At 47.7% G+C, this 24746-nt stretch carries 26 protein-coding genes; 18 read left to right on the forward strand and 8 right to left on the reverse strand.

What is annotated here, in order from left to right; translation table 11 throughout:
* Positions 1-229: 229 nt before the first annotated feature.
* From metK to ruvX, 6 genes are all read left to right on the forward strand, one after another.
* Entirely contained in the window at positions 230-1384 is a 1155-nt protein-coding gene (gene metK / locus OCV37_RS12775) for a methionine adenosyltransferase (RefSeq protein WP_038181451.1), read from the forward strand.
* Between the two features lie 182 nt (positions 1385-1566).
* Positions 1567-2079: a SprT family zinc-dependent metalloprotease gene (locus OCV37_RS12780; protein WP_038181453.1), complete on the forward strand. Its 513-nt coding sequence runs from the start codon at positions 1567-1569 to the stop codon at positions 2077-2079.
* Positions 2080-2240: 161 nt separating this feature from the next.
* Complete coding sequence (rsmE, locus tag OCV37_RS12785) at positions 2241-2972, forward strand: 16S rRNA (uracil(1498)-N(3))-methyltransferase (RefSeq protein ID WP_038181457.1); 732 nt, start codon at positions 2241-2243, stop codon at positions 2970-2972.
* A gap of 34 nt (positions 2973-3006) precedes the next feature.
* Positions 3007-3954, forward strand: a complete 948-nt coding sequence (gshB, locus tag OCV37_RS12790; RefSeq protein WP_038181460.1) for a glutathione synthase — start codon at positions 3007-3009, stop codon at positions 3952-3954.
* A gap of 41 nt (positions 3955-3995) precedes the next feature.
* On the forward strand, positions 3996-4559 hold the full coding sequence (locus OCV37_RS12795; RefSeq protein WP_038181463.1) for a YqgE/AlgH family protein: 564 nt from the start codon (positions 3996-3998) through the stop codon (positions 4557-4559).
* A gap of 37 nt (positions 4560-4596) precedes the next feature.
* Positions 4597-5019, forward strand: a complete 423-nt coding sequence (ruvX, locus tag OCV37_RS12800) for a Holliday junction resolvase RuvX (protein WP_038181465.1) — start codon at positions 4597-4599, stop codon at positions 5017-5019.
* A gap of 36 nt (positions 5020-5055) precedes the next feature.
* On the opposite strand, the gene OCV37_RS12805 is transcribed toward ruvX, so the two are convergent.
* Positions 5056-6057 carry a type IV pilus twitching motility protein PilT gene (locus tag OCV37_RS12805; protein ID WP_038181467.1) on the reverse strand — a complete coding sequence of 334 codons (1002 nt, stop codon included), beginning with the start codon at positions 6055-6057 and terminating at the stop codon, positions 5056-5058.
* Positions 6058-6187: 130 nt separating this feature from the next.
* Here OCV37_RS12805 and OCV37_RS12810 point away from each other — a divergent pair, with 130 nt between their 5' ends.
* The 5 genes from OCV37_RS12810 (at position 6188) to OCV37_RS12830 (ending at position 10400) form a co-directional block, all read left to right on the forward strand.
* Positions 6188-6895, forward strand: coding sequence for a YggS family pyridoxal phosphate-dependent enzyme (locus tag OCV37_RS12810; protein WP_038181469.1), 708 nt, complete (start codon positions 6188-6190; stop codon positions 6893-6895).
* Between the two features lie 26 nt (positions 6896-6921).
* Positions 6922-7743, forward strand: a complete 822-nt coding sequence (proC, locus tag OCV37_RS12815) for a pyrroline-5-carboxylate reductase (RefSeq protein ID WP_038181470.1) — start codon at positions 6922-6924, stop codon at positions 7741-7743.
* A gap of 51 nt (positions 7744-7794) precedes the next feature.
* The gene (locus OCV37_RS12820; RefSeq protein ID WP_038181473.1) at positions 7795-8352 is read left to right on the forward strand and encodes a YggT family protein; all 558 of its coding nucleotides are present in this window, start codon (positions 7795-7797) and stop codon (positions 8350-8352) included.
* A complete protein-coding gene (gene yggU, locus OCV37_RS12825) occupies positions 8349-8639 on the forward strand; it encodes a DUF167 family protein YggU (protein WP_211252057.1) in 291 nt (96 codons plus the stop codon). Before OCV37_RS12820 ends, yggU begins: the two co-directional genes overlap by 4 nt.
* A gap of 294 nt (positions 8640-8933) precedes the next feature.
* Positions 8934-10400 (forward strand): UbiD family decarboxylase, encoded by a 1467-nt coding sequence (locus tag OCV37_RS12830; RefSeq protein ID WP_038181477.1) that lies wholly within the window; start codon positions 8934-8936, stop codon positions 10398-10400.
* Between the two features lie 121 nt (positions 10401-10521).
* On the opposite strand, the gene OCV37_RS12835 is transcribed toward OCV37_RS12830, so the two are convergent.
* The 6 genes from OCV37_RS12835 to OCV37_RS12860 are packed head-to-tail and all read right to left on the reverse strand — an operon-like array spanning position 10522 to position 17168.
* On the reverse strand, positions 10522-11670 hold the full coding sequence (locus tag OCV37_RS12835; protein ID WP_038181479.1) for a response regulator: 1149 nt from the start codon (positions 11668-11670) through the stop codon (positions 10522-10524).
* The gene (locus OCV37_RS12840; protein WP_038181482.1) at positions 11663-14827 is read right to left on the reverse strand and encodes a PAS domain-containing hybrid sensor histidine kinase/response regulator; all 3165 of its coding nucleotides are present in this window, start codon (positions 14825-14827) and stop codon (positions 11663-11665) included. Before OCV37_RS12840 ends, OCV37_RS12835 begins: the two co-directional genes overlap by 8 nt.
* Complete coding sequence (locus OCV37_RS12845) at positions 14824-15420, reverse strand: SpoIIE family protein phosphatase (protein WP_245609124.1); 597 nt, start codon at positions 15418-15420, stop codon at positions 14824-14826. Before OCV37_RS12845 ends, OCV37_RS12840 begins: the two co-directional genes overlap by 4 nt.
* Positions 15407-15871, reverse strand: a complete 465-nt coding sequence (locus OCV37_RS12850; protein ID WP_051680554.1) for an ATP-binding protein — start codon at positions 15869-15871, stop codon at positions 15407-15409. The genes OCV37_RS12845 and OCV37_RS12850 overlap by 14 nt, the downstream gene beginning before the upstream one ends.
* Positions 15864-16238, reverse strand: a complete 375-nt coding sequence (locus OCV37_RS12855; protein ID WP_261888093.1) for an STAS domain-containing protein — start codon at positions 16236-16238, stop codon at positions 15864-15866. The genes OCV37_RS12850 and OCV37_RS12855 overlap by 8 nt, the downstream gene beginning before the upstream one ends.
* A 12-nt stretch (positions 16239-16250) precedes the next feature.
* A complete protein-coding gene (locus OCV37_RS12860) occupies positions 16251-17168 on the reverse strand; it encodes a protoglobin domain-containing protein (RefSeq protein ID WP_038181488.1) in 918 nt (305 codons plus the stop codon).
* A 397-nt stretch (positions 17169-17565) separates the two neighbouring features.
* Between OCV37_RS12860 and OCV37_RS12865 the strand changes: the two genes are divergently transcribed.
* Both OCV37_RS12865 and OCV37_RS12870 read left to right on the forward strand, forming a co-directional pair.
* A complete protein-coding gene (locus OCV37_RS12865) occupies positions 17566-19524 on the forward strand; it encodes a M6 family metalloprotease domain-containing protein (protein ID WP_038181490.1) in 1959 nt (652 codons plus the stop codon).
* Between the two features lie 200 nt (positions 19525-19724).
* Positions 19725-20237 (forward strand): lipocalin family protein, encoded by a 513-nt coding sequence (locus OCV37_RS12870; protein ID WP_038181493.1) that lies wholly within the window; start codon positions 19725-19727, stop codon positions 20235-20237.
* 112 nt (positions 20238-20349) lie between these two features.
* On the opposite strand, the gene OCV37_RS12875 is transcribed toward OCV37_RS12870, so the two are convergent.
* Positions 20350-20928 carry a bifunctional transcriptional activator/DNA repair enzyme AdaA gene (locus OCV37_RS12875; RefSeq protein WP_038181496.1) on the reverse strand — a complete coding sequence of 193 codons (579 nt, stop codon included), beginning with the start codon at positions 20926-20928 and terminating at the stop codon, positions 20350-20352.
* A 234-nt stretch (positions 20929-21162) separates the two neighbouring features.
* On the opposite strand from OCV37_RS12875, the gene OCV37_RS12880 reads away from it, so the two are divergent.
* The 5 genes from OCV37_RS12880 to OCV37_RS12900 all read left to right on the forward strand — a co-directional run bounded on the left by OCV37_RS12880 (position 21163) and on the right by OCV37_RS12900 (position 24549).
* Entirely contained in the window at positions 21163-22062 is a 900-nt protein-coding gene (locus tag OCV37_RS12880; protein WP_038181499.1) for a DMT family transporter, read from the forward strand.
* 25 nt (positions 22063-22087) lie between these two features.
* Complete coding sequence (locus OCV37_RS12885) at positions 22088-22795, forward strand: helix-turn-helix transcriptional regulator (RefSeq protein WP_038181502.1); 708 nt, start codon at positions 22088-22090, stop codon at positions 22793-22795.
* A gap of 61 nt (positions 22796-22856) precedes the next feature.
* Positions 22857-23177, forward strand: coding sequence for a hypothetical protein (locus OCV37_RS12890; RefSeq protein WP_038181506.1), 321 nt, complete (start codon positions 22857-22859; stop codon positions 23175-23177).
* A gap of 473 nt (positions 23178-23650) precedes the next feature.
* Positions 23651-24061 carry a GNAT family N-acetyltransferase gene (locus OCV37_RS12895; protein WP_169739367.1) on the forward strand — a complete coding sequence of 137 codons (411 nt, stop codon included), beginning with the start codon at positions 23651-23653 and terminating at the stop codon, positions 24059-24061.
* 113 nt (positions 24062-24174) lie between these two features.
* Positions 24175-24549, forward strand: a complete 375-nt coding sequence (locus OCV37_RS12900; RefSeq protein ID WP_038181509.1) for a hypothetical protein — start codon at positions 24175-24177, stop codon at positions 24547-24549.
* The last annotated feature ends 197 nt before the right edge of the window (positions 24550-24746 follow it).

Below are 24746 nucleotides of genomic sequence, written 5' to 3' on the forward strand. Positions count from 1 at the left end.
TGCGCCATCTGTCGCAGATCTATCGGTTATTTCGGCGAAATCAAAATTTTGTCACTGACTGGATAAGCATTCGGATGTTTATCCACCACCAAAAAAAACTTGTAATTCCACTTTCACTGCATAGAATAGACGTCTAGATGTAAAAACATCTCTTGCGCTTAGCGCTTGTTTGTAAATAATTTCGAGTAAGTGTTCAGTATGACTTGCTCATCATCTGAGTGGAGTTCTCATGACAAAGCATCTGTTTACTTCTGAATCCGTATCAGAAGGACATCCTGATAAAATTGCCGATCAAATTTCCGATGCCGTACTTGATGCGATTTTAGAACAAGACCCGAAAGCGCGTGTTGCCTGTGAAACCTATGTCAAAACAGGCATGGTCATGGTTGGTGGCGAAATCACGACATCCGCCTGGGTTGATATTGAAGAATTAACCCGGACGACCGTGCGTGAAATCGGCTATACCCATTCAGACATGGGATTTGATGCTGACTCTTGCGCGGTTTTAAATACCATCGGCAAACAGTCTCCTGATATTAATCAGGGCGTTGATCGCGCTGACCCGAAAGAGCAAGGCGCCGGTGACCAAGGTATCATGTTTGGTTACGCGACCAATGAAACCGACGTGCTGATGCCTGCACCTATCACCTATGCACACCGCTTGGTACAACGTCAGTCAGAAGTACGCAAAAACGGCACCCTGCCTTGGTTACGCCCGGACGCAAAATCACAGGTCACTTTCCAGTACAACGAAGGCAAGATTGTCGGTATCGATGCAGTCGTACTATCCACGCAACACAGCGACTCGATTTCAACCGATTCACTGAGAGAAGCGGTGATGGAAGAAATCATCAAGCCCACACTACCGAGTGAATGGTTAACCAAAGAGACCAAATATTTTATCAACCCAACCGGCCGTTTTGTTATTGGTGGTCCAATGGGTGACTGCGGTTTGACCGGACGGAAGATCATTGTCGATACATACGGCGGTGCTGCCCGTCACGGTGGCGGTGCTTTCTCCGGAAAAGATCCATCCAAAGTTGACCGCTCTGCCGCCTATGCAGCTCGTTATGTTGCCAAAAACATTGTTGCGGCCGGTCTGGCTGATCGCTGTGAGATTCAATTGTCTTATGCGATTGGTGTCGCTGATCCGACCTCAATCATGATTGAAACGTTCGGTACCGAGAAAGTGTCACATGACATCATCATCGAAGCGGTTCGTCAGCACTTCGATCTGCGCCCTTACGGACTACAGGAAATGCTGAATCTGTTGCAACCGATTTATAAAAAGACCGCTGCGTATGGTCACTTCGGTCGCGATGAATTCCCATGGGAAGCCACCGATAAAGCCGCATCATTGCGAGACTTTGCCGGTCTGAAGTAACTCGTTCTGACCTCGTCAACTACGTCGGCTTATCGAGCCTCGTATTTGAGATAGCAAGCCCTCCCCCGGAGGGCTTGCTTCTTTGTGCAGAAACCGACATCATCGCAGTGAATCAGGTGACTGGTATTGAATGTCATATCCAGTCCTTCCCCCCCTCGATAGAAAGATAAAGGTCGGAAAACGTGTCTCTCTCCTCAGTCCCAGCTGAATTGCATCGCCAGATTGATGCCCGCATCCAGTCCTGTATTGAGCAAGCGTCGCACTACTTTCACCACCCCTTCCCACAACCGACTCTCAGCTATCGCTTGCGCGGCAAAGCCGCTGGAAAAGCCTATTGTCATCGCTGGGAAATCCGTTTAAATCCGGTATTACTTCTTGAAAATCAATGTGAGTTTTTACAGCAAGTGATTCCCCATGAAATCGCTCACTTACTGGTTCACCATCTTTATGGTCGTGTGAGACCACACGGTTCAGAATGGCAATCGGTAATGAAACAAGTATTTGGTTTACCGCCGCTCACCACGCACCAGTTTGATACACGTTCAGTCGCCGGAGAGACCTTTACATATCACTGCCAGTGTCAGCAATTCTCGCTGTCGGTTCGCCGTCACCGGAAAGTACAACGGCAACAAGTCATCTACCGCTGTACCCGATGTGATCAACCACTGATATACCATGATGACAACGCTCAGTGACCAACAAAAATTTTCCGTTTAGATTTCAATTGCCCCTCTTGTAATTTAACGTCGCAGCGCCCATCTTATACCAACAAAGGGACAAGCCTGACGTAATGGCAAGCTTGTTGAAAATCCCAGCCTCCGACGCTGGTTCAGAAAAAGTTGATTCAGGAATATCTATGAGAGTGCCCCGCATTTATCATCCCGAGAAAATACGCGCTGCCAGTCTGGTCACATTAAGCGAAGATGCGGCTGGCCATGTGGGCCGAGTTCTGAGAATGCAAACCGGGCAGGACATCTTATTATTTGATGGTCATGGCGCTGAATATCCGGCTGAACTTGTCGAAATCAGTAAAAAAACCGTGACGGCACAAGTTGGTGAAGCTGAGGTCAATGACAACGAATCGCCGCTGCACCTGCATCTTGGCCAAGTAATTTCCCGCGGGGATAAAATGGAATTTACCATTCAGAAATCCGTGGAGCTTGGCGTCAATACCATCACCCCACTGTTATCAGAGCGATGCGGTGTTAAACTCGACCAAAAACGCTTTGAGAAAAAATTACAGCAATGGCAAAAGGTTGTCATTGCCGCCTGTGAACAATGCGGCCGTAATACCATTCCTGAAATCAGACCGATCATGACACTGGCAGACTGGTGCAGCGAAGAGACTCAGGCACTGAAGCTGAATTTACATCCTCGCGCATCGTACTCAATTAATACCCTGCCGACACCGGAGCAAGGTATTCGTCTGCTAATCGGCCCGGAAGGCGGCTTGTCCGCAGAAGAAATTCAGATGACGAAAAATCATCAGTTTGAAGAAATCTTACTCGGTCCCCGCGTACTCAGAACAGAAACGGCAGCCTTAACGGCGATTACCGCACTACAAGTACGCTTTGGTGACCTCGGCTAAATGATGGCCAATTGAAGACTTGGAGAAGAAAAACATGATTAAACTAGGCGTTGTGATGGATCCGATCGAAGCGATCAACATCAAAAAAGACACCACCTTTGCGATGATGCTTGAAGCACAGCGTCGTGGCTATGAAGTTCACTACATCAGAATGGATGGCCTGCATTTAGATCAAGGGGTCGCTTATGCCGATACCCAAATCGTGCACCTTCAGGAAGATCCAAACCACTGGTTTGATATCCAATCCAGCCAGAGTATCGCTCTGTCAGATCTGGACGCAGTTCTGATGCGTAAAGATCCACCGTTTGATACCGAATATATCTACGCGACTTATATTCTGGAAAGAGCCGAAGAGCAAGGGACGCTGATCGTCAATAAGCCACAGAGCCTGCGTGACTGTAATGAAAAACTGTTTACTGCTTGGTTCCCGGAGTTGACCCCGACCACCATCGTGACCCGCAAGGCAGAGAAAATCAAAGCCTTCCAAAAACAACACGGCGATATTATTCTCAAACCACTGGACGGCATGGGCGGAGCTTCCATTTTCCGGGTGAAGGCCGGAGATCCGAACCTGTCAGTCATTATCGAAACCCTGACCAATCAGGGTCAGAATTACTGTATGGCACAAACCTTTGTTCCGGATATCAGTAATGGCGATAAACGTATTCTGGTGGTTGACGGCGAGCCGATGCCATACTGTCTGGCTCGGATTCCACCAGAAGGTGAGACCCGGGGGAATCTGGCTGCCGGCGGCACCGGAGAACCACGCCCACTGACAGAAACAGATCGTCAGATCGCTGAGACAATTGCCCCAGTTCTGAAGGAAAAAGGGCTGATTTTCGTCGGACTTGATGTGATTGGTGATAAACTCACCGAAATTAATGTCACCAGTCCAACCTGTGTGCGAGAAATTGAAGCAAAGTATAATATTTCAATTACAGGCAAGCTCATGGATGCAATTGAACGTCGCATAAAAGCATAAATGATGTCAGAATTTCGCGCTGAATAATGAGGGCTCATCGGATGAATTTAACCAATCATTTTCTTGTGGCAATGCCGGGGATGCAGGATCCTTACTTCAAAAACAGTGTGATTTATATTTGTGAACATAATGAAGAAGGGGCAATGGGGCTGATGATTAATGCCCCAATCGATATCACGATCGGCACCATGCTCAAGCAGGTCGATATTGATCCGATCTATCCGCAGGAGAAAACTGAAAGTCTGGAGAGCCCTGTTTTTAACGGCGGTCCGGTTTCCTCGGATCGGGGATTCATTTTGCATCGCCCCAAAGATTACTATGAATCCAGCCTGCAAATGACGGATGAACTGAGTGTCACGACTTCAAAAGATATTCTGGCCGTTCTCGGTACCGATGCTGAGCCTAGTCATTATCTGGTTGCGCTCGGTTATTCCGGCTGGGAAGCCGGTCAACTGGAAAGCGAGCTGGCTGAAAACTCCTGGCTGACCATTGAAGCTGACCCGGAAGTGATTTTTAACACGCCGATTCATGAAAAATGGAATCGTGCGGTCAAGAAACTGGGTATCACCCCCGCTCAACTCTCAACCATGGCCGGACACGCTTAACCCGCTCACCGAGCGTGTCAATGGAGTAACGCATCACATGTCCAAGACAATCATGGCCTTTGATTATGGCACCAAGAGTATCGGCAGCGCGATCGGTCAGGAAATTACCGGTACGGCTTCTCCTTTGAAGGCATTTCCGGCCAAAGATGGCATTCCGAGATGGGAAGATATCGAAAAGCAGATTGAGGAATGGAAGCCGGACCTGATCATCGTCGGCTTACCGACGGATTTACACGGCAAAGACTTAGCCACCATAACCCCGCGAGCCAAAAAATTTGCCAATCGCCTGCATGGCCGTTTCGGTGTACCGGTTGAGCTGCATGACGAACGTTTATCTACCACCGAAGCGCGCAGTACTCTCTTTGAGCACGGTGGTTTTCGGGCCTTGAAGAAAGGCAATATTGACTGTCAGTCAGCCGTGATCATTCTGGAAAGTTGGTTTGAAGCACAGTGGGGGTGAATATTTCCTCCACCGTACCGTCCTGATTTTCCGACCTTAATCCACGTTTGGCACAATACGGCCGAGCTGTAATAGTCGCTGACGATCTTGCATCATTGTTCTCATTCCCCGCCCCGCTCCCGCTTGCATCACTGACTCAATCTGAGGCAGTCGGTTTTCCCGAATTAAATTTCGCACCGCCGAGGTCGCAATCAAAACTTCATAACAACCGACCCGGCCACCACCGACCTGAGGTAATAATCGTTGGGCAATGATCGCTTGCAGCGACTCGGCGAGTACCATTCGGACTCGGTTTTGCTCATCCGCCGGGAAAACATCAATGATTCGGTCAATCGATTGAGCAGCACTACGGGTATGCAGTGTCGCCAGAACCAAGTGCCCGGTTTCCGCTGCGGTCAGCGCTAACCGAATGGTTTCCGGGTCCCGTAATTCACCGATCAACAATACATCCGGATCGGCTCTCAGTGCCGCCCGCAATGCTTCAGCAAAAGAGCCACTGTCACGCCCGATCTCCCTGTGATGCACTAAAGATTGCCGGGAGTGATGGATAAATTCCACTGGATCTTCAATCGTCATAATATGCTTGGTATCCCGACGGTTGATGGCATCCACCATCGCAGCCAAGGTCGTTGATTTGCCGGAGCCGGTTGCCCCGGTCACCAGTACCAGCCCCTGACGATAACGGCACATCTCGCTAACAATATCCGGTGTAGCGAGAGATTGCAGCGTCGGAATGTCACTCGGAATATAGCGCATCACCGCAGCATACCCACGGCTTTGCACAAAGCGGTTTACCCGGAAGCGGCCATGCTCACTCTGATAACACCAGTCTACTTCCAGGGTGCATCGGGACTGTTCCTGCTGCGCCTCGGTCATCATTGATTCCGTCAAAGACAGAACCATTTGACTGGATAAATTTTCACATTCCAACTTTCTCAACTCGCCATCTATCCGTAACATAGGCGGATGGCTGGCAGAAAGATGTAGATCAGAAGCGTTATGTTTTACACTAAGAGCCAACAATGTTGAGATATCCATGGGTTGATTCAGTCACTCTGTTTTTCATCGGGAAAATTCATCGTGTTAGCATTTATCCGCGGGCGGTGTTTTGCTGACCATGAACGGTTTACAATGAACCTTTTACAACTATCTGTTTAGACAAATAATTATGAGTACGATTGCACAAAACATTCAACATATCATGTCAGACATCGAGCAGGTTCAAAAAAAATGTGAACGTACTCGAGACTCTGTCCTGTTGCTGGCAGTCAGCAAAACCAAACCCGTCGAGGCGATCGCTGAAGCGATTCAAGCCGGACAACTTGCTTTCGGTGAAAACTATGTGCAGGAAGGTGTCGAAAAAGTACAGTATTTCAACCAGAATGCACCAGATACCCCTTTAGAATGGCACTTTATCGGCCCGATACAGTCCAATAAGACGCGTCTGGTTGCAGAGCACTTTGCATGGGTTCATACCATTGATCGAGAGAAAATTGCACAACGTCTCAACGATCAACGCCCCGCCGGAATGCCACCGCTTCAAGTGCTGATTCAGGTCAATACCAGCGGCGAAGACTCAAAGTCGGGCGCCGGCGAGCAAGAGATTTTTCAACTGGCAGCATTGATTTCTGCACTGCCCAACCTCACGTTAAGAGGATTAATGTCGATTCCGGAAAATGTGCCGGACTATGACGCTCAACTGGCCGCGTTTCAACAATTGGCCGCCCTGAAAATAAAACTACAAGAAATCTATCCCGAAGTGGATACGCTTTCCATGGGAATGAGTGGAGATATGGACGCTGCGATTGCAGCAGGTAGTACCATCGTCAGAATCGGAACCGCCATTTTTGGTGCCCGAGATTATTCAAACAACTGACGCCAAACAACTAAGGGAAACGATCTATGGAACAAAGAAAGATTGCCTTCATCGGTGCCGGAAATATGGCAAAAGCAATCATTGCAGGAGTAGTCGGTAGCGGCTATCCCGCCACACAAATCACAGCGACAGCCCCGACAGACCGGCATTTGTTACCACTGGCGAACGATTATGGTATTCGGACATCACACGATAACCATCAAGCCGTCCAGCAAGCCGATGTGGTTGTCCTTGCTGTAAAACCACAATTGATGGCTGATGTTTGTCGCCACTTTCAGGATATCGACTGGTCCCAAAAACTAGTGATTTCTATTGCTGCCGGCATCACTTGTCAGCGTCTGAGCGAGATGCTCAATGCGTCAAATCTCAGTCTGATCCGCGTGATGCCCAATACACCATCTCTGATCAATCAAGGGATGAGCGGGTTATTTGCGACCGCATCCGTGACCGAGGCCGATCAAGCGTTTACGACCGCACTGTTTCAGTCCGTCGGAGAAGTCTGCTGGGTCAGTCAGGAATCACAGATCAATGCGATTATTGCCGCTGCCGGTAGTGCGCCCGCCTATTTTTTCCTCTTCATGGAAGCGATGCAAAAAGAAGCAATTGCCCAAGGGTTTGATGCTGAAACGGCTCGTCTGTTGGTTCAGCAAAGTGCCGTTGGCGCGGCCGCTATCGTCAAAGCCAATCCGGATACAGATTTAACCACACTCAGAGAACAAGTCACTTCAAAAGGAGGAACCACAGCGGAAGCTATCCGTACTTTCAATGAACACGATCTTGCTGAAGTGGTTGCACAAGCAATGCAAGCTGCGGTAAAACGTGCCGAAGCGATGGAAAAACAATTTTAATCATCATGACGGATAGACCAAGACGGCATATCCGCAAATTAAGGGCAACTTATGAATTCAATGAGTTTTCTAATCTCTACCCTGTTTGACCTGTACATCATGGTCGTGCTGATGCGTCTCTGGCTTCAGGCCGCCCGCGCAGATTTTTATAATCCGTTTTCTCAGTTTGTAGTGAAAGCGACTCAGCCGATCGTCGGCCCGCTGCGCCGTCTTATTCCGTCAATCGGCAGCATTGATTTGGCCACGGTATTATTTGCCTATGTTCTCTGTGTGCTGAAATTCACCATCCTCGTGATGCTCGCCTCCAGCGGTATGGCAGGATTCAGTAGCTACTTCTTATTCCTCGGTCTGCTTGCATTGCTCAAAGCCGCTGGCGGCTTGTTATTCTGGGTATTGTTGATTCGCGCGATTCTGAGCTGGGTCAGCCAAGGCCGAAGCCCGATTGAATATGTCTTCATTCAAATCACAGAACCCTTGCTGATGCCGGTCAGAAAAATTTTGCCGGATCTCGGGGGGATCGATCTGAGTGTGCTCGTGGTTTTCATTCTCTTGCAATTTATCAACATCATGGTCGGTGATTTCATCGGTCCGATCTGGCATCAGCTATAATGACTGCCGTCTGTCAGGAAGGCCCGGATATCGTTCTGAGACTATACATTCAGCCGAAAGCCAGCCGTGACAATATTGTCGGAATACATGGCGATGAACTCAAAATCGCCATTACAGCTCCGCCCGTCGATGGCAAAGCCAATGCCCACCTGATTAAGTTTTTATCCAAGCAATTTAAAGTTGCCAAAAGTAGTATCGATATTGAAAAAGGTGAGTTGGGCAGACACAAACAAGTCCGAATCCACTCCCCTAACCAAATCCCTCAGACGATCCAGCCTTGGTTGTGATCGTTCTGAGTTGTGAGCCTTCTGAGCCCACGTCACATGTCTCATCATTAAATCGCATCACGTCAACCACAGTCAGCAAGAATGCTATCGATAACAATGCAATAAACAGTCGCGCAACAAACATTGGTGTAACAAACATTGGTGTAACAAACATTAGCGTAACAAAAAGTGGCCTAACAAACAGATGCCATATGGTTCTGAACACATAAACAATTTGTTCGTATACGAACATAAGAGTACACTCCTCAAAGATAAGCAACCTTATTCACAGTAAATCTATGAGGTAATGACGTTATGCAACGTATGAAAGACCTTCGTCAATATATTGAAAAACTGGAACAACTCGGGGATATCCGCCACATTGATACGGCCGTCGATCCCCATCTCGAAATGGCTGCCATAACACGACGTGGCTACGATCTTCATGCCCCCGCCCCGTTATTCAGTCATATTCTCGGCACCGATAAAGGGATGAGAGCGATGGGCGCACCGGCAGCAATCAGCGCCATTGCGGATAAACCGGCGGCACGGGTCGCCCTCTCGGTCGGATTGCCTGAAGATGCATCGTGGCAAGCCATTGTCGAATGTCTGGCAGCATCGACCACCGCAGAACGCATTCCTCCCAAGATCGTCGCAACCGCCCCCTGCAAACAGAATATTTTGCATGGCGCAGATGCCAGCCTCGATCGCTTCCCGATCCCATACCTTCATGAAGGTGACGGCGGCCCTTACTGTAATACCTGGGGTACCATTGTCGCACGCACACCGGATGGCAAATGGACCAACTGGTCAATTGCCAGAATTCAGAAACTAGACGCCCATCGTATGACCGGGCTGATCATGCTGCCGCAACATATTGCCTGTGTCTGGGAAGAGTGGCGTAAAATTGGCAAACCGATGCCTTACGCATTGGTACAAGGGTGCGAACCGGCCCTGCCCATCGTTTCATCGATGCCACTCGACGATTATGAAAATGAAAGTGACTACCTCGGCGGCCACTTTGGCGAGGCGATTGAGGTCGTGCGTTGTGAAACCATTGATCTGGAAGTCCCGGCAAGTGCCGAAATTGTCATTGAAGGACATATTTCTATCGAGCGAGAAAGTGAAGAAGGACCATTTGGCGAATATCCGGGTTATGTGGTTACCGAAACCAGTATGCAACCCATCTATCATGTTGAATGCATTACTTACCGCGATGGTGCCATCTGGCCATTCGTCCCGGAAGGCCGTCCGATTGACGAGTTCCATACCGCTGTCGGCGTCGCAATGAGTGCAGAAGCGCTTTCCATGCTACGTGAAGCCGAGTTACCGGTCACCACGGTCTGGTCACCGCTGGAAACTGCCAATCACTGGTTATTTGTCACCGTCCCGGCAGACTGGCGCGACAAACTGCCCGGCGTCAGTAGTCAAGACTTCGCGCATCAGATCGCGCAACAAATCTGGCAAACCAAGTATGGCGCAACCTGTCCGATTATTTATGTGCTGGATGATGATATTGACCCGACCAATCCGGCCGACTACCTGTGGGCACTTCCGACGCGAACCCATCCAACCAAACGCTGTGTTATCGATCATGGTCCGATTCTGCCGCTTTTGGCTTGTTATACCGATGAAGAGTGCCGGAATCATACCGCAGATCGCGTGGTCCACGACTGCCTGCAACCGGCACCGAACCACGGACGACTGCGGCACAGTTCTTTTGAGGGCGCTTATCCGCAAGAGATTCAGGCGCGGGTCATTGAATTATGGGATCAATATTGAATGATGGGATCAATCGTGAATGATGCCGTCAATAGAGCAACGGTGCAGCACTGACTGAAATAGATTTGTTTATTGATCCATGATGTCGTGTATTCTGCAGGGCCTTGATCGCCCACTTGATTCAGCGACCAAGCGCCTTGTCAGTGTTCCCGGAATTCAGGCATGGAAAAGAAGCAGCGTGAAAACCGTCATCTCTGTATGTCTGGGCAATCGCCTTAAATTGTTGCTCAATGGCCAGAAAAGCCGCCACAATGGCGGGTTCAAAATGCGTCCCGCTCCCTTTTTTGATAATGCTGACAGCTTTCTCATGAGAAAATGCCGGCTTATAAACCCGTTCAGAAATCAGAGCATCATACACATCAGCGAGAGCCATCAAACGGGCACTCAGTGGAATCTCATATTCCTTCAATCCCTGCGGATAACCACTACCATCCCATTTTTCCTGATGGCTCATCGCGATCTCTTTGGCACATTTGAGAAAATCGGATTCGAAATCAAGCGCGGACTCTACCGAAGCAATCACGTTCCGCCCGATCTCAGTATGTTTTTTCATGATCTCAAATTCATCCTCCGTCAGTTTGTCAGACTTCAGAAGAATTGCATCCGGGATTCCCACTTTCCCGATATCATGTAAAGGGGCTGACCGGAACAAATTCTCGATCGTTTCCGGGGTTAACTGCGCCAGATAGAGCCCCTGCCGGACAAGTTCTTCCGCCAGATGTCTCATATAATGTTGGGTCCGGCGGATATGATTGCCGGTTTCGTTATCGCGGGTTTCGGCCAGTGAGGCCATCGCTTCTATCGTCGCATTCTGCAAACTTTCCAAATGACGAGTTCGCTCCCGAACCCGGGCCTCCAGCATCTGATTTTGGTTCTCAAGCTCGGACATTGCCTGATTCAGACGTAAATGCGTATGTACTCTGGCCAGTAGAATCGGTGGACTGATCGGCTTGAGAATATAGTCCACCGCACCAGCATCAAACCCGCGCTGCTCGTCTTCTATTTGCGATTTTGCCGTCAGAAAAATCACCGGAATTGTCTGTGTTCGTGGATCCGCTCTCAGACGGCGGCACACTTCATAACCATCCATTTCCGGCATCATGATATCGAGCAACACGATATCCGGAAGATGTTTCTGACACACTTTTATTGCCTGATCCCCCCGGGTTGTGATCAGAACATGAAAATAGGGCTTTAAAACTTCGCCTAACAGCGCACGATTCTCGGCATTGTCATCAACAATTAATACAGTATCTCGTTCGTCATCCATGCTCTTCCCCTGTCACCATCGAAAGATCGAGTGGATAAGTACTGACTGCTTTTCTGAGTGCATCACTTGCTGCTTCAAAATCGCAGTCATGAATAAACTGACAACAGGCGTCAAATGACGCAGATGTGAATACGCTCTTGAGCAACAGATAGTGCTCATCAAGATACTCAACAGCATAACTATCGTATGCTTCTAACAAAGATGCCAACTGATGAATGACATGAATATGCTCTTGTGTCAGCGTATTATCCTGCTGCGCAGCGGGCTCCGGACGTTTAAGTGTCTGACATAATGCGGGAACCAATTGTGCGATATGTTTTTCAGCTTCACGCAATATGGCTGCCAGTGCTGCATCTCCTTTTTCATCCTTAATGATCACTTCAATCCGGGCTGCAATATCGGAAAGCCGCATCAGTCCGAGATTCGCCGCTGAACCTTTCAAGGTATGTGCCATCAGCACCGCTTGCGACAAATCACCTTGCGCTAACGCATCTTGAATCCGCGGTACGATATCGTGTTCTTTATCGATCAACTGAGAGAGCAACCGCTGATAAAGCTGCTCATTACCAGCCAATCTCATAAGCCCATTACGGTAATCCAAAAAAGAGAGTTCATTTAACTGAGGCGGCGGAGACTGAACGAAAGTGAGTGACGTCGTCGGAGTTTGCTCCCGGGGTAAATCAGCAACTGCTGGTACTTCCTCCCGACACCATTTCTGAATGGTACTTAACAGAACACTCGGATCAATCGGTTTAGAAATATGATCATTCATCCCCAAACTAAAGCAGCGCTCCCGCTCTTCAACCATCGCGTGCGCAGTCATTGCAATCAGCGGAATATCGTCATAGACCGGATTACGACGAATATGCTCACTGGCTTCATAGCCGTCCATTTCCGGCATCTGGAGATCCATAAAAATCACATCAAATCCGGCAGAATCCTCCAGAGACTGCGCCAACAACTGAAGCGCTTCCCGACCATGATTGGCAACCACCACATCCATTCCCCAGCCTTCCATCAGCTCCAGTGCAATCTGTTGGTTGATTTCATTATCTTCGACCAATAACACCCGAATCCCGGTGAGATCATCCTGAGAACGGGCAAAACGATCGACGGTTGAACGATGCGATAAACGTTCTGAAGGCCCAAACAGATTCACCAGTAAATCAAACAGTTTCGATTGTCCCACCGGCTTAGCCAGATAACCGGACAATTGCAGTTCCTCGCTCACATGCGCAAGTTCATCTTTATCATAGGCAGTCACCATGACAACATAAGGTTGATGCTCTGGCGGCACAGTCTGACGAATCTTACGACAAGTCTCGATCCCATCCATATCCGGCATATTCCAGTCCATCAACACAAGGTTGATCGGCTTTCCTTCGGCCACCGATGCATCGATTTGTGCCAGCGCGTCATCCGCATGACTTACCAAGAGCGGTTTATGCGGCAACACATCGAGCATATCGCCCATGACCATCAAGGCATGTTCATTGTCATCAACCACCAGCGCCCGGATATCATCCAAAGCATTGGGTAACCCTTCTGAGATTGTCTGAGCCCCCCGCTCTGCTTTCAGCCAGACATCAAACGTAAAATGGCTGCCTTGACCGGGCTCACTTTCAACCCGAATACTACCGCCCATTAACTCAACCAGACGCTGACAGATAGACAACCCCAATCCTGTACCGCCATATTTGCGGGTCGTACTGCCGTCTGCCTGAGTAAATGCCGTAAATAATTGTTCAACCTGCTCGGCTCCCATCCCAATCCCTGTATCCGAAACGATGAACTCCAACTGAATTTTCTCCCCTTGTCGTTTCACCTCTCTCACAGCAACTGAAATCTCCCCTTGCTCGGTAAATTTCACCGCATTATTGACCAGATTAATAATGACCTGTCCCAGACGCAGGGGATCACCACACAGTTTTTTCGGCAACCCTCTCGGTACGGAAAACAGGAGTTCAAGCCCTTTATCAAAGGCCTTCTGACCATTAATGATGGATACATTGTGAAAAATATCATCCAGTTCAAAACTGACATGCTCAATGGTCAGCTTACCGGCTTCAATTTTACTGAAATCGAGAATGTCATTGATGATTCCCAATAACAGTGATGCGGAATTATGAATTTTAGACAGATAATCATGTTGTTTTGCCGTCAAATCCGTCTTCAACGCTAAATGAGACATACCGATAATGGCATTCATCGGGGTTCTGATTTCATGGCTCATATTAGCCAGAAACATCGATTTAACCTTCAGCGCCTCTTCTGCCTTTTCCCGCGCTTCATACAACTCGTTTTCGACAATTTTACGCGCAGAAACATCGCGTAAAAATAAAGCCCCCTGACAACGGTCATCAAGCGTAAAAATCGTCATCCCTAAATCCACCGGGATCATCACCCCGGATTGGGTATATGTTTCAACCTCAAAAAATTCGCCATAGACCTTGGGTTGGTCTTGCATCGTTATCGGCGGCCGCAAAACCGCTGCCAGTATCTCTGGCATTACCATTTTCAGCAATTGGGTACAATGCTGACCTAAGACATCCTGACTTCGATATTGATAGATCGCTTCGGCCGTTTGATTCCAGAGCAGAATTTTTCCCTGCTCATCAACGATCACTACGCTCGATGGTGCACCATCCACGATGGTCCGGGCAAAGGCTTCACTGTCACGTAAATCCTGCGTCTGTCGGGCAATTTCCTGCTCCAGTCCAATCTGATGTTGTGCCAGCTGCTGGTTTTTATACTGCAGTTCACTCATCAGCTCATCACGACTCTTCTCTCGTAATTGAACGACCAGTTGCTCAAATTCAAATTCTGTCGGCTGATAATTGGCAACACATGGAACCACCCAGCTGATTGACTGCCGGTTTTGTTCAAGATTCAGACCGGGAATTGTAAATGTTCTGGGTTCAGCCCCTTCCGGGATCAAACACCTCACCATGACGTGCTCTTGCTGAACAATGAAATCAACCGAGCACTCACCGAAAGATGCAAGTATCTGCCGTACAAAATCAGCACTCATCAGCATGAAATAATCCTGCTGATCAGCACTAAACCGGTAACAACGGAAGATAGCCTGAAACTTTCGCCGCATCGCCAGTTTACTGACATTGTCGTTATAGAGAGAGCATCGGATCGGTTCATTCATACTTTGTACTCCAGCACCATCACCGTCATATCATCATGTGGTTTGCCGAACTGTTCGACTAAAAATGAAGCAAACTGGGGGAGCGGACGATACTGAGCATAATGGCACAGTCTTAGATCTAAATTTTCCTTAATCCCATCCGTGGTGAATAAGAAACGTTCATTGTTGCCAAATGAACCTTGAAATAGGTTCAGGGTCGGGATCATCTCGCCGACTACTCCCGGCTGCGCAAAATAAGAAATCCAGTCATCACCACACTTTCTCATCAACGTATTACCGACCCCGACGCCTTGAAAACATCGCGTCTGAACATTAAAAAAGACCAATGTCACCGCCGCCCCCAAACGGCCGCGAAAATAGTCATGCATCAGCTCAAGTTGCTGTGGAAGATCATCGTGTATCCGGGCATCAAAACAACTATCGAGATAACCTTCCATCTCACGGGCCAAACGAGCAGCGTCTGGCCCATGTCCTAACACATCAATAATCGCAACCATCAAACCGGCATCATTTTCTCGCACCAGCAGACCATCACCGGATTCAGACTCGCCAAAACAGGGAATACAGCGAGAAAACCATTCAAACGGCATCATCTTCCCCCCATTTGATCACACTCACGGTCGTCCCGCATTGCTTTGTGCCAGACGCTTCTGTGAATGATTGGATCTCAAACTGATCGACCATTCTTTGCACACCGGGTAGTCCCATCCCTAACGATCCGCCGGTTGAAAAATGCTCCGCCATAGCCTGCTCAATGTTAGCAATCCCCGGCCCAAAATCCCGGGCGATCACTTGTATCCCATGTTTCGTTACACGTCCGCAAGCACGCTGCATTTCAGCCAGCTCAATGCGGCCACTGCCGGCATACTTGACAATATTGGTTGCCAGCTCAGAAACAATTGTGGCAATTTCACTCGTTGCGGTCGGAGAAAAATCGAGCTGTTGAGCAAAGGTAAAGACCCCCAACACAGCGCTCATAACATCTGAGTCACTGCAAATATGATAGGCATTCCCCAATGCCTTAACCGAGACTTGCTCATCCATTGCCCTGCTCCCGTTGCTCTCGGAGCAACTTCAGCCCTTGGTCCAGATCAGCAGCACAATATAACGCGGAGGTATCAACGCCTAAGCTCATCAGTCCCATCACAATGCCGGGCCTGAAACCGACAAAAATACACTGCCGTCCCATCACCTGAACATTCAGAGCAATCTGAATCAACGCTTCAATATCTTGCCGATCCAACGTTTTTACATCGGACATGTCGATCAACACACCCCGGATATAATTTTCAGAAATCTGGCTCAAAAGTTCATTGCAAAAATCGGTCAGAAGATCAGCCGAAAGATCGGTCTGAATCGAAGCCACAAGAGCATGCTTAAGCTGACTAATCGCAATCGATTCACGCATCATTGCGCTCCTGAATTATTCCGAAAACTGATTCAGCGACGTGACATTGAGGCCAACCATTTGAAACGCGTATTCAAGCGCATCTCTGAGTGTCGCATTGGCTTGGACCTCACCGACATTGATTCCCAGTTGAACCATCGTTTGGGCAATTGAAGGCGATACACCGGATACCAGGCAAGTGCACCCCATTAACTTGGTGGCTTTGGTAATTTTAATGAAGTGGTTGGCAACGGCGGTATCCACAACCGCCACCCCGGAAATATCCATAATGAAAATCTTAGCCCGATTGACGGAAATCTTATTCAAAACCGCCGCCATAATATCCTGAGCGCGCTTGGAATCGATGATCCCCACCAGCGGCAGCATCAGAATATCCTGCCAAATCATAGTGACCGGTGTTGACATTGCCAGTAGCGCCTTACTCTGTTCGGAAAAGCGTTTATTAATCAGGCGGGAATATGTTTCAACGACAATCGTCGTATCCATATGAAGTAACTTCATAAATGCGGTGACATAGGCGTTATAATCCTCAGTCTCCATCGAATCATCGTACAACTGCTGCGTAAAAATCAGCATCGACGTATTCATACCGGCAAAATAGATTGGTAGCGGTAAGCCAACGCGGGCATGAACTTCCCCGACATCCCGGCGCTCCTGAACATAATTGTTATCAATGTTGGCTTTAAAAAATGCAGTCCAGTAGCGGATCTGAGAATCCTGAACATAGCGTAATCGTCCGGGGTCTCCGAAAAACTGAGCATATTCCGGGAGCTTTTCCAACCAGATATAAAAGTGTTTCACATACTCCCCCAGTTTCGGAATCATCATCTGACCGAACTGACGAATGAGATCTAAATCTTCCTCCGTGACATCATGTAAGCGCAGTAGTGATTGCGCATCTTTCATCTGTGTGATTTGAGTGTCTGGTGACATACGTAAACTCCCTTGCTCATCAGTGGTTATCTCCTGCAGCACAGCCGTTGAGAACTGGCAGAAGCGCATGTACAGACTCTAATCATAGTCTATAAATTCACCGGATCATCACCAATGGTTCACAAGTCACCAAGAAACAGATGAAATATATATAACTCATCCTACCAGACGATATTTATTGGATACCTTATCAAGTTAACCATTAATAACTCACACCTATATTTACATTTATATTAATAAAGTTAGGTGTATTTTTTAACCTCTCCCAATAAGAAAATTATTTCCATCAATTTACTGAACTTATGTATAGAAAACCTTCGATAAAAAATAACATCCTTGGTAAAATTTCTGCCGAAACAATAATGAAACATTATTTCAAAAACAAAGAGCGTCTATTATGAAATTAAAAACAACCGTTGGCTTAATGAGCTTATTTTTTATTTGCCAACCAGCTTTTTCGGCAATTCCTTATCATGGCTATCAGTATGATTACAAACAACCGAATGGGGATGTCATCACTCTCACACTCGAAGGGAACGATTATTATGCTGAGCAGCGGACACCTTCCGGCAAGCTTGTCATTTATGACAAACAGCTTGGCGGCCTCGCTTATGCAAAGGTTTCAGATGACGGTACAACCCTTGTTTCTAAAGGGGAACTGGTCACTCAAGCCAAAGAACAGCTTGAACAGAATCTGAGAAGCAGTCTTCATTCAACCATTCTTTCTCAGCATGAACAGCAAGCCGGTCTGTCCGCAAAAGCGAAAGAAAATTTGGCAGAAGAGAACCGTAAAAAATTATTACATGTTCCACAAGAAGCTAACAAAATAACCACATCTTTTGTGCAGAGTATGGCTTCATCCAGTGAAGTAACCGGTGATGTTCGTGGATTAACCATATTAATTGACTTCCCGGATGATCACCGTGAAATTGACCCGACAGAAGTTGATAGCTTTTTAAATGATTTAAATTATAAAGGTTATGGAAATTTCCAGTCAATTCGTGGATATTTCCGCTCTGTTTCTGGTGGCAAACTGGATTATACCAATACAGTAACCTCTTATTATCGAGCGAAGCATAATAAATCTTATTATACCAATCCAAATATTGAGTTTGGTGTCCGTGCGCAAGAGTTAATCCATGAAGCTTTAGAGTGGTTGGAATATCAACAGGGCTTCGATTTCTCAACCTTAACCACAGACCGCTACGGTCGAATCAAAGGCCTGAATATATTCTATGCGGGTGATTCAAACAGTGCGTGGTCAACCGGTTTATGGCCTCACATGGGTGGCGTGAATCCACAATTTTGTGCTGATGGTGTCTGTACCAATGCCGCGCAAATGTCCGATATGGGTGACCGTTTATCAATCGGGACTTTCGCCCATGAATCAGGCCACTTGATTGCTGAATGGCCAGATTTGTATGACTATGACGGCAGCTCAAACGGCTCTGTGGCTCAATACGGCATCATGGGCTACGGTGCAACGAATCCTCGCTCAATGTACCACCCGGTTCCCCCAGTGGCACCGTTACGTGAACTGGCTGGCTGGGAAACAGTCGTCGAATTGAACCCGGCGGTCAATCCAAAGGCACCGACTGGGCGCATTACTGCGACATCAGGCAGCAACAAATCCTATAAGTGGACCAACCCGAATAACCCGGCTGAAGCCTTCTACATGGAAGCTATCTATCAAAGCGGACAAAATACCGAACAACTGGGGAGCGGACTGGCGATCTGGCACGTCGATCCAAAAGGGAATAATTCTGATGAATGGCACCCTTATATCCAGATGGAACATGCCGATGGTAACCGTGATCCAGAATACTTGCGTAACCGGGGTGATGCCTACGACGTTTATGGTCAATACGGTGAATTCTCTGCCATCTATCCGAATGACTGGAAGTCAAGAGGCACCAACTCACTCTGGTGGAATGGTCAGGATTCGGGCCTGAGTATCAGTGATATCTCACAACCGGCGCAAACCATCTCATTCTTACTCGCTGGGAATGGTGATAGTGGCGATAACGGTGACAACGGCAATGGTGAACCAACCACGCAAACCAATGTGTACACCAACACCATCACCGAAGGCGCCCGTAATGCAGAACCGAATAATCAGGCATTCGCTTATCGTGGCGGCACCATCACAGCTAAACTGGTCGGCCCCCGAGGCACAGACTTCGATCTGAGACTGGCACGCTGGGATGGCAGTAACTGGCGAGAAGTGGCGATTTCTGAAAACGAAGGCTCTAATGAGCAAATCACTTACCAAGCAGATGAAGCCTATTATTACTTTGAAGTTTACGCTTACAGCGGCTCAGGCCAATATAATTTGACCGTAACACTTGATAAATAAGCGTTGCACGCAGTTGTTGTTATATCCAAAACGCGGTGATCATCACCGCGTTTTTTTATTCACCGCGCAGCGGCTCTCCGTCCCATTGACTGAGTCTGTCAATCCCGCCTTCGCACAATGAATTGAATCAGCTATGCTCAAAGCTAGATAACGGCCGTTCAGTGCCGAACGACACAAACAACGCCAAACAAGGAAATGTGATGAAAAAATTGCTGCTGATGTGGATGACTCTGACTTTAACCGGATGTCTCGGTATGCCAGAAAGGGTTGAGCCGGTTTCCAATTTTGATGTAAACCACTATCTGGGTAAGTGGTACGAAATTGCCCGTTTAGATCATTCGTTTGAAGCTGGCCTCACCCATGTTACCGCAGAATATACGCCCAGAGATGATGGTGGAATAACGGTGCGCAATCGCGGCTTTTCGGCCAGTGAAAAACAGTGGGAAGAAGCGCGGGGCAAAGCCTATTTTGTCAACAGTGATTCAGAAGGCTATTTAAAAGTTTCCTTCTTTGGCCCGTTTTACGGCTCCTACGTGATCTTTGCGCTCGATGATGACTATCGTTATGCCTTTATCTCCGGCCCGGACACTGACTACCTGTGGCTATTAGCCCGCACCCCAACCGTTGAACAGCCGGTCATCGACCAGTTTATCCGTATGGCAAAAGAACGGGGATTCGATACCGATCGTTTGATTTTTGTTGACCAAAAATAGATGACGATTGGCAAAACGGGGAAAACATCATCCAAATCCGGCACTCACGGCAGGATGAAGCACTGATGCACACGATCATTGACGGTTCCGAACGCTGACGTTTACCGCAGGCTTAGATTGTTGCTTTGAGACTGCCGTATTTCTTACGATATTGAGAGGGAGACAGGCGATACTTTTCAAGAAAACACGCATTAAATTGCCTGAGGCTGCCATAACCGGCCTGAAAAGCAATACTCGAAATTTTAAGATCCGTGTTATCCAACATACGCTTCGCTTTTTGCAGCCGCTTGGTTCGGGCAACCTGAACCGGACTGGCACCCACATGTTGTTGAAACAAACGTGACAGGTGCCGACTTCCGACGCCTAAACGAGCCGCAAAGACTGCCACACTGGTCCCGTCAAGTGCGCCTTCATCAATCAGGCGCATCGCCCGTTTCACCGTTGTCAGCGTGCCATTCCATGCCGGAGAAAACGGTGCGGTTTCAGGTCTGCACCTTAAGCAAGGTCGATAGCCGGCGGCTTCAGCAGCAGATGCAGTCTGAAAATAAGTCACATTTTTAGATAACGGCTGACGAACGGGACAAACAGTGCGGCAGTAGATCTTTGAAGTGATCACGGCAACGAAAAACACCCCGTCATATTGCGGGTCTCGCTCTAGTCTCGCTTTATCACACGTCGCAAAGTCTAACATTTCAAATCTTTATCGCATCAGTCTTCGGGGATGAATGCCTTCAGTATACCGGACTTTTCACCATCGAGAATAAAACCTTAACCATTCATGATACGCAATCATCTTGATGTTGCCTCAGCCTGCGGGCGGGTCCACATGAGAAATCAAGGTCCGAATTCCGCGAGTAAAACAGACTCTAGCCCCATAAGATCAATGCCCTCCCCCTCCCTCCACACACACATGCGAGGCATTTTCATGTACAGACACGATCACCAGAAGTTAGCGATACTCGCCGTCACAATTTCAGGACTTATTTGGGGCATCCTTTGGATGCCTTTACGGGCACTCAACCATGATGGGATCAGTGGGCAATGGAGTGTGGTTTTATTCTATGTTGCACCATTCATGCTCTTGTTCCCGGTTTATTTATTCCGACTGCGGCAACTACTCCAAGGCGGATTATCACTCCATTTGCCAAGTCTGCTGGCAGCATCAGGACTGGTACTCTACGCGGAATCCCTGATCCACACTCAGGTCATCAACGCAATGCTGTTATATTATTTAACGCCGTTGTGGAGCACATTACTTGCCCGATATTTCTTACGCGAACATATTGGTCTTGATCGCTGGATCACCATGGTCTTAGCCTTTCTCGGCTTATTGGTTATCTTCAAAATCGACTCGGGAATCCCATTCCCCCAAAATATCGGGGACTGGATGGGGCTTGCTTCAGGGATTATATGGGCTCTGGCGGCAGTATCGATAAAGAAGACGGATACCGTCAACACTATAAATACCACACTTTGCTATTTTTTCTGGGGCAGTCTGATGGCCTTAGCACTGACACAGCTCCCTATAAAGGGCCATCAGGACATCCCCGCATGGAAAGCCGTTTATGACGGATTCACTGACTTGCTTCCGGTTGCCTTACTATTAATTATTCCCCCGGCAATGGCCGTGTTGTGGGGCGCCTCAATCTTAAGTCCGGGAATACTTGGTATTTTATTTATGACCGAAATCAGCACCGGTTCAATCAGTGCCGCAATTTGGTCACATGAGCCATTCGGACTCCGTGAAATTCTGGGAATTACCTTTATTTCTTTAGCCGGACTCTGGGAGCCATTGCGTAACCGACAATCATTGGCAGATAATTAGCCCCTCACGACACACAGGCCCGAGTATGCGCAAATCAGACCGACTTTTTCAACTGACAAATATGCTCCGTAAACACCAGCCCATGACCGCCAAACAATTGGCAGAAAAGTTACTGGTGTCTGAAAGAACCGTTTATCGCTATATCGATGACTTATCGTTATCAGGTATCCCGATTTATGGCGAGCCGGGAGTCGGATACCGATTATCAGCCGGATTCGAGTTACCGCCATTGCAATTATCACCGGGAGAGTTAGAAGCACTGATCACTGGCGTCAGTTTTATCGCATCTTTAACAGGAAAGAATCTTGCGGCTTCAGCGCAGTCTCTGCTGTCAAAAATCGAGGCGGCGCGGCCCAGTGAATTGCGCCAGACCACAGGTCAGGATCGTGTTGTGAGGGTTCCTGCCAATCACCGAGAAACAAAGGCGTATCAAATCTGGGAGAAAATCCATGTGGCTATTGCAGAAAAGCGCTGGATCAATATCGCCTATCACTCACTTTCAGAGGTCATCACAGAGAGAACAGTCTTCCCTTTAGGGTTATTTTATTGGGGCGGTAAATGGACGTTAGGCGCTTGGTGTGACATGCGCGGCGACTATCGCGACTTTAGAATTGACCGCATCGCTCAATTAGAGCGGTGCGACAATGAGCCTTCTCTGCCTGATTTTGTTGCTTTGTCGGCATACATCGAATTGAAAGATTCGCCTGAATTGAAAAATATCCATATTGACTGACACAATGGTGTCAGTAGCAAAGCCTTAGACTCATAATTCAATTCATCACTAAGGCATGAACATGATAAAGAACAATCACATTGATAACATTGGCGGTATGGAATTTGCGACCTTCAGACTCAAAGAAGGGGTAACAGAAACCACACTAGTCGAACTGTCACACAAAGTAGAACAAGAATTTCTGCGCCGGCAAGATGAACTCGTGCTCCATTTTCTGGTTCGGGGGAAAGATGAGATGTATGCTGATGTCGCGCTTGCAACATCACAAGAAAAGGCCGAGGCCTATTGCCAGCAGTGGTTAAGTCATCCCGTGGCGCTCGAATACCTGGAACTGATCGATGAAACGTCGGTAGACATGACGTTCTGGACCAGAATTAACTAGGGGTTGTTGACCTTTCGTGGTTGAATTTTGTTCAATCTGAACGGGTATTGATCGCGGCGCGGGGCATGCCGCTTAGCTATCCTAAGCAAATGACCCGCAACAAAGAGCAAGACACGTTCAGATGAACCCTCTGGGCAGCATTTGTCGCTCATTTATCCAGCGTTAGGTCATGGTTCATGTAGGTCGCTACACTTCACATGACCTGCCTTGACTAAATGCACGACAAATTGCTGCAAAAAACATCACGAAAGATCAACAGCCCCTAAAAGTCCGAACAACAAACACAACCGTGACCGCTTTTTAGCCTCGCGCTTTTAAGCGGTTACCTATCCGTTGAATGACCGTCAAGTCACGGACATCAATGAAGGAGAACCGGCAGAAAAAATGGACGTTCAGCTGCTAAAAATCGCCAAGAAGAGCGTAAAATCCTTGAAAATCTGTTTTTCTATTATATCTACGATATGTCTGAGTACATGAAATGGAACCCCGACCAAGACGGCAAATTCAGCTACAACCCGTCGATGTTTGACCCGTACTGGGAACAAAAAGATCACGTCCCATACTTTATCGAGGTAGACAGTGAACTGGCAGGGTTTGTTTTGATTCACCGTTATCCGAGTGATCCATCCCGCTATGATGTGGCTCAGTTTTTTGTCCTGCGTAAATTTAAAGGTCAGGGGGTCGGTAGACAAGCACTCGCGCAAGTCGTCAAGGCTTTTCCCGGTAAGTGGCAAATTCGCGTACTGCAGGAAAATTCAGGTGCACTATGTTTTTGGCAGTCTGCGGTCTCTGATATTGTCGGCGAGCGTTACCAGTTATCCCAAGCCAATGACGTGGATCTGCTCATGCACTTTATTTATTTTGAGACAGATGATAAATATTGAAAAATTCGAGCTGTTTTTATGAGCGCTCATACCTCTTTTAACCTCATTCGATTCAGGACTTGTCCATCATTTAGGGCAACGTTAAAGTAAGTCACTATCTGATAATTCATAATATGGGAGAAAGAGAATTGAGTCGCATTGGATTCATTGTTTATTGGCTGGGTTGCCTTGTTGTTTTTGCTTATTTATTGAACCATGATTGGCAGCAATTTTATGATTCCTTTTCTTTAATTTGCACATTTGTTCCGGCAATTTGTTCGTTATTTCTCCGAAAAAATGAGTCTATTGACAAAAAATGCTTAAGATTTATCAAAGTCAATTGGATCAGTGCGGGATCGACAACCGTATACGGCATCATTTTATCAATGAGTTATATTCCTTTTGATCCCGAAGGTTTAGTTGTTGGTTTCAGTGTCGCAATACTACCCATTTTTTATGCATTTACGGCTACTTTAGTATTAGCGCCATTCGTGACAGAGAAGCATTGATAGCCCCCACCAAAGCATTAAAAAAGTATGAGTTTTCCTGAATTGTGTCGCAAAGTGGCCCTGTGAATCTCGCTGCTGCCAACAAAATCGATCACGATACCAGCATTGAATCACAGCAGGGTATCACCATGACAAAACCGCAAATCATCAACAAAAACAACACTGCACGACGCGGTAACAGTTTGTTTTGCCCCCGG

Origin of the sequence: Vibrio rhizosphaerae (assembly GCF_024347095.1) — a bacterium.
GTDB classification, from domain to species: domain Bacteria; phylum Pseudomonadota; class Gammaproteobacteria; order Enterobacterales; family Vibrionaceae; genus Vibrio; species Vibrio rhizosphaerae.

What these genes read in the sequence shown, in the direction of transcription:
- OCV37_RS12840 (WP_038181482.1), bottom strand. Translation starts at nt 14,827, where the DNA reads ATGAATGAACCGATCCGATGCTCTCTCTATAACGACAATGTCAGTAAA.
- OCV37_RS12865 (WP_038181490.1), top strand. Translation starts at nt 17,566, where the DNA reads ATGAAATTAAAAACAACCGTTGGCTTAATGAGCTTATTTTTTATTTGC.
- OCV37_RS12850 (WP_051680554.1), bottom strand. Translation starts at nt 15,871, where the DNA reads ATGGATGAGCAAGTCTCGGTTAAGGCATTGGGGAATGCCTATCATATT.
- OCV37_RS12885 (WP_038181502.1), top strand. Translation starts at nt 22,088, where the DNA reads ATGCGCAAATCAGACCGACTTTTTCAACTGACAAATATGCTCCGTAAA.
- OCV37_RS12810 (WP_038181469.1), top strand. Translation starts at nt 6,188, where the DNA reads ATGAGTACGATTGCACAAAACATTCAACATATCATGTCAGACATCGAG.
- metK (WP_038181451.1), top strand. Translation starts at nt 230, where the DNA reads ATGACAAAGCATCTGTTTACTTCTGAATCCGTATCAGAAGGACATCCT.
- OCV37_RS12855 (WP_261888093.1), bottom strand. Translation starts at nt 16,238, where the DNA reads ATGATGCGTGAATCGATTGCGATTAGTCAGCTTAAGCATGCTCTTGTG.
- OCV37_RS12805 (WP_038181467.1), bottom strand. Translation starts at nt 6,057, where the DNA reads ATGGATATCTCAACATTGTTGGCTCTTAGTGTAAAACATAACGCTTCT.
- OCV37_RS12845 (WP_245609124.1), bottom strand. Translation starts at nt 15,420, where the DNA reads ATGATGCCGTTTGAATGGTTTTCTCGCTGTATTCCCTGTTTTGGCGAG.
- OCV37_RS12900 (WP_038181509.1), top strand. Translation starts at nt 24,175, where the DNA reads ATGGGAGAAAGAGAATTGAGTCGCATTGGATTCATTGTTTATTGGCTG.
- gshB (WP_038181460.1), top strand. Translation starts at nt 3,007, where the DNA reads ATGATTAAACTAGGCGTTGTGATGGATCCGATCGAAGCGATCAACATC.
- OCV37_RS12875 (WP_038181496.1), bottom strand. Translation starts at nt 20,928, where the DNA reads ATGTTAGACTTTGCGACGTGTGATAAAGCGAGACTAGAGCGAGACCCG.
- OCV37_RS12830 (WP_038181477.1), top strand. Translation starts at nt 8,934, where the DNA reads ATGCAACGTATGAAAGACCTTCGTCAATATATTGAAAAACTGGAACAA.
- OCV37_RS12860 (WP_038181488.1), bottom strand. Translation starts at nt 17,168, where the DNA reads ATGTCACCAGACACTCAAATCACACAGATGAAAGATGCGCAATCACTA.
- OCV37_RS12895 (WP_169739367.1), top strand. Translation starts at nt 23,651, where the DNA reads ATGAAATGGAACCCCGACCAAGACGGCAAATTCAGCTACAACCCGTCG.
- proC (WP_038181470.1), top strand. Translation starts at nt 6,922, where the DNA reads ATGGAACAAAGAAAGATTGCCTTCATCGGTGCCGGAAATATGGCAAAA.
- OCV37_RS12870 (WP_038181493.1), top strand. Translation starts at nt 19,725, where the DNA reads ATGAAAAAATTGCTGCTGATGTGGATGACTCTGACTTTAACCGGATGT.
- ruvX (WP_038181465.1), top strand. Translation starts at nt 4,597, where the DNA reads ATGTCCAAGACAATCATGGCCTTTGATTATGGCACCAAGAGTATCGGC.
- OCV37_RS12880 (WP_038181499.1), top strand. Translation starts at nt 21,163, where the DNA reads ATGTACAGACACGATCACCAGAAGTTAGCGATACTCGCCGTCACAATT.
- OCV37_RS12795 (WP_038181463.1), top strand. Translation starts at nt 3,996, where the DNA reads ATGAATTTAACCAATCATTTTCTTGTGGCAATGCCGGGGATGCAGGAT.
- rsmE (WP_038181457.1), top strand. Translation starts at nt 2,241, where the DNA reads ATGAGAGTGCCCCGCATTTATCATCCCGAGAAAATACGCGCTGCCAGT.
- OCV37_RS12890 (WP_038181506.1), top strand. Translation starts at nt 22,857, where the DNA reads ATGATAAAGAACAATCACATTGATAACATTGGCGGTATGGAATTTGCG.
- OCV37_RS12835 (WP_038181479.1), bottom strand. Translation starts at nt 11,670, where the DNA reads ATGGATGACGAACGAGATACTGTATTAATTGTTGATGACAATGCCGAG.
- OCV37_RS12820 (WP_038181473.1), top strand. Translation starts at nt 7,795, where the DNA reads ATGAATTCAATGAGTTTTCTAATCTCTACCCTGTTTGACCTGTACATC.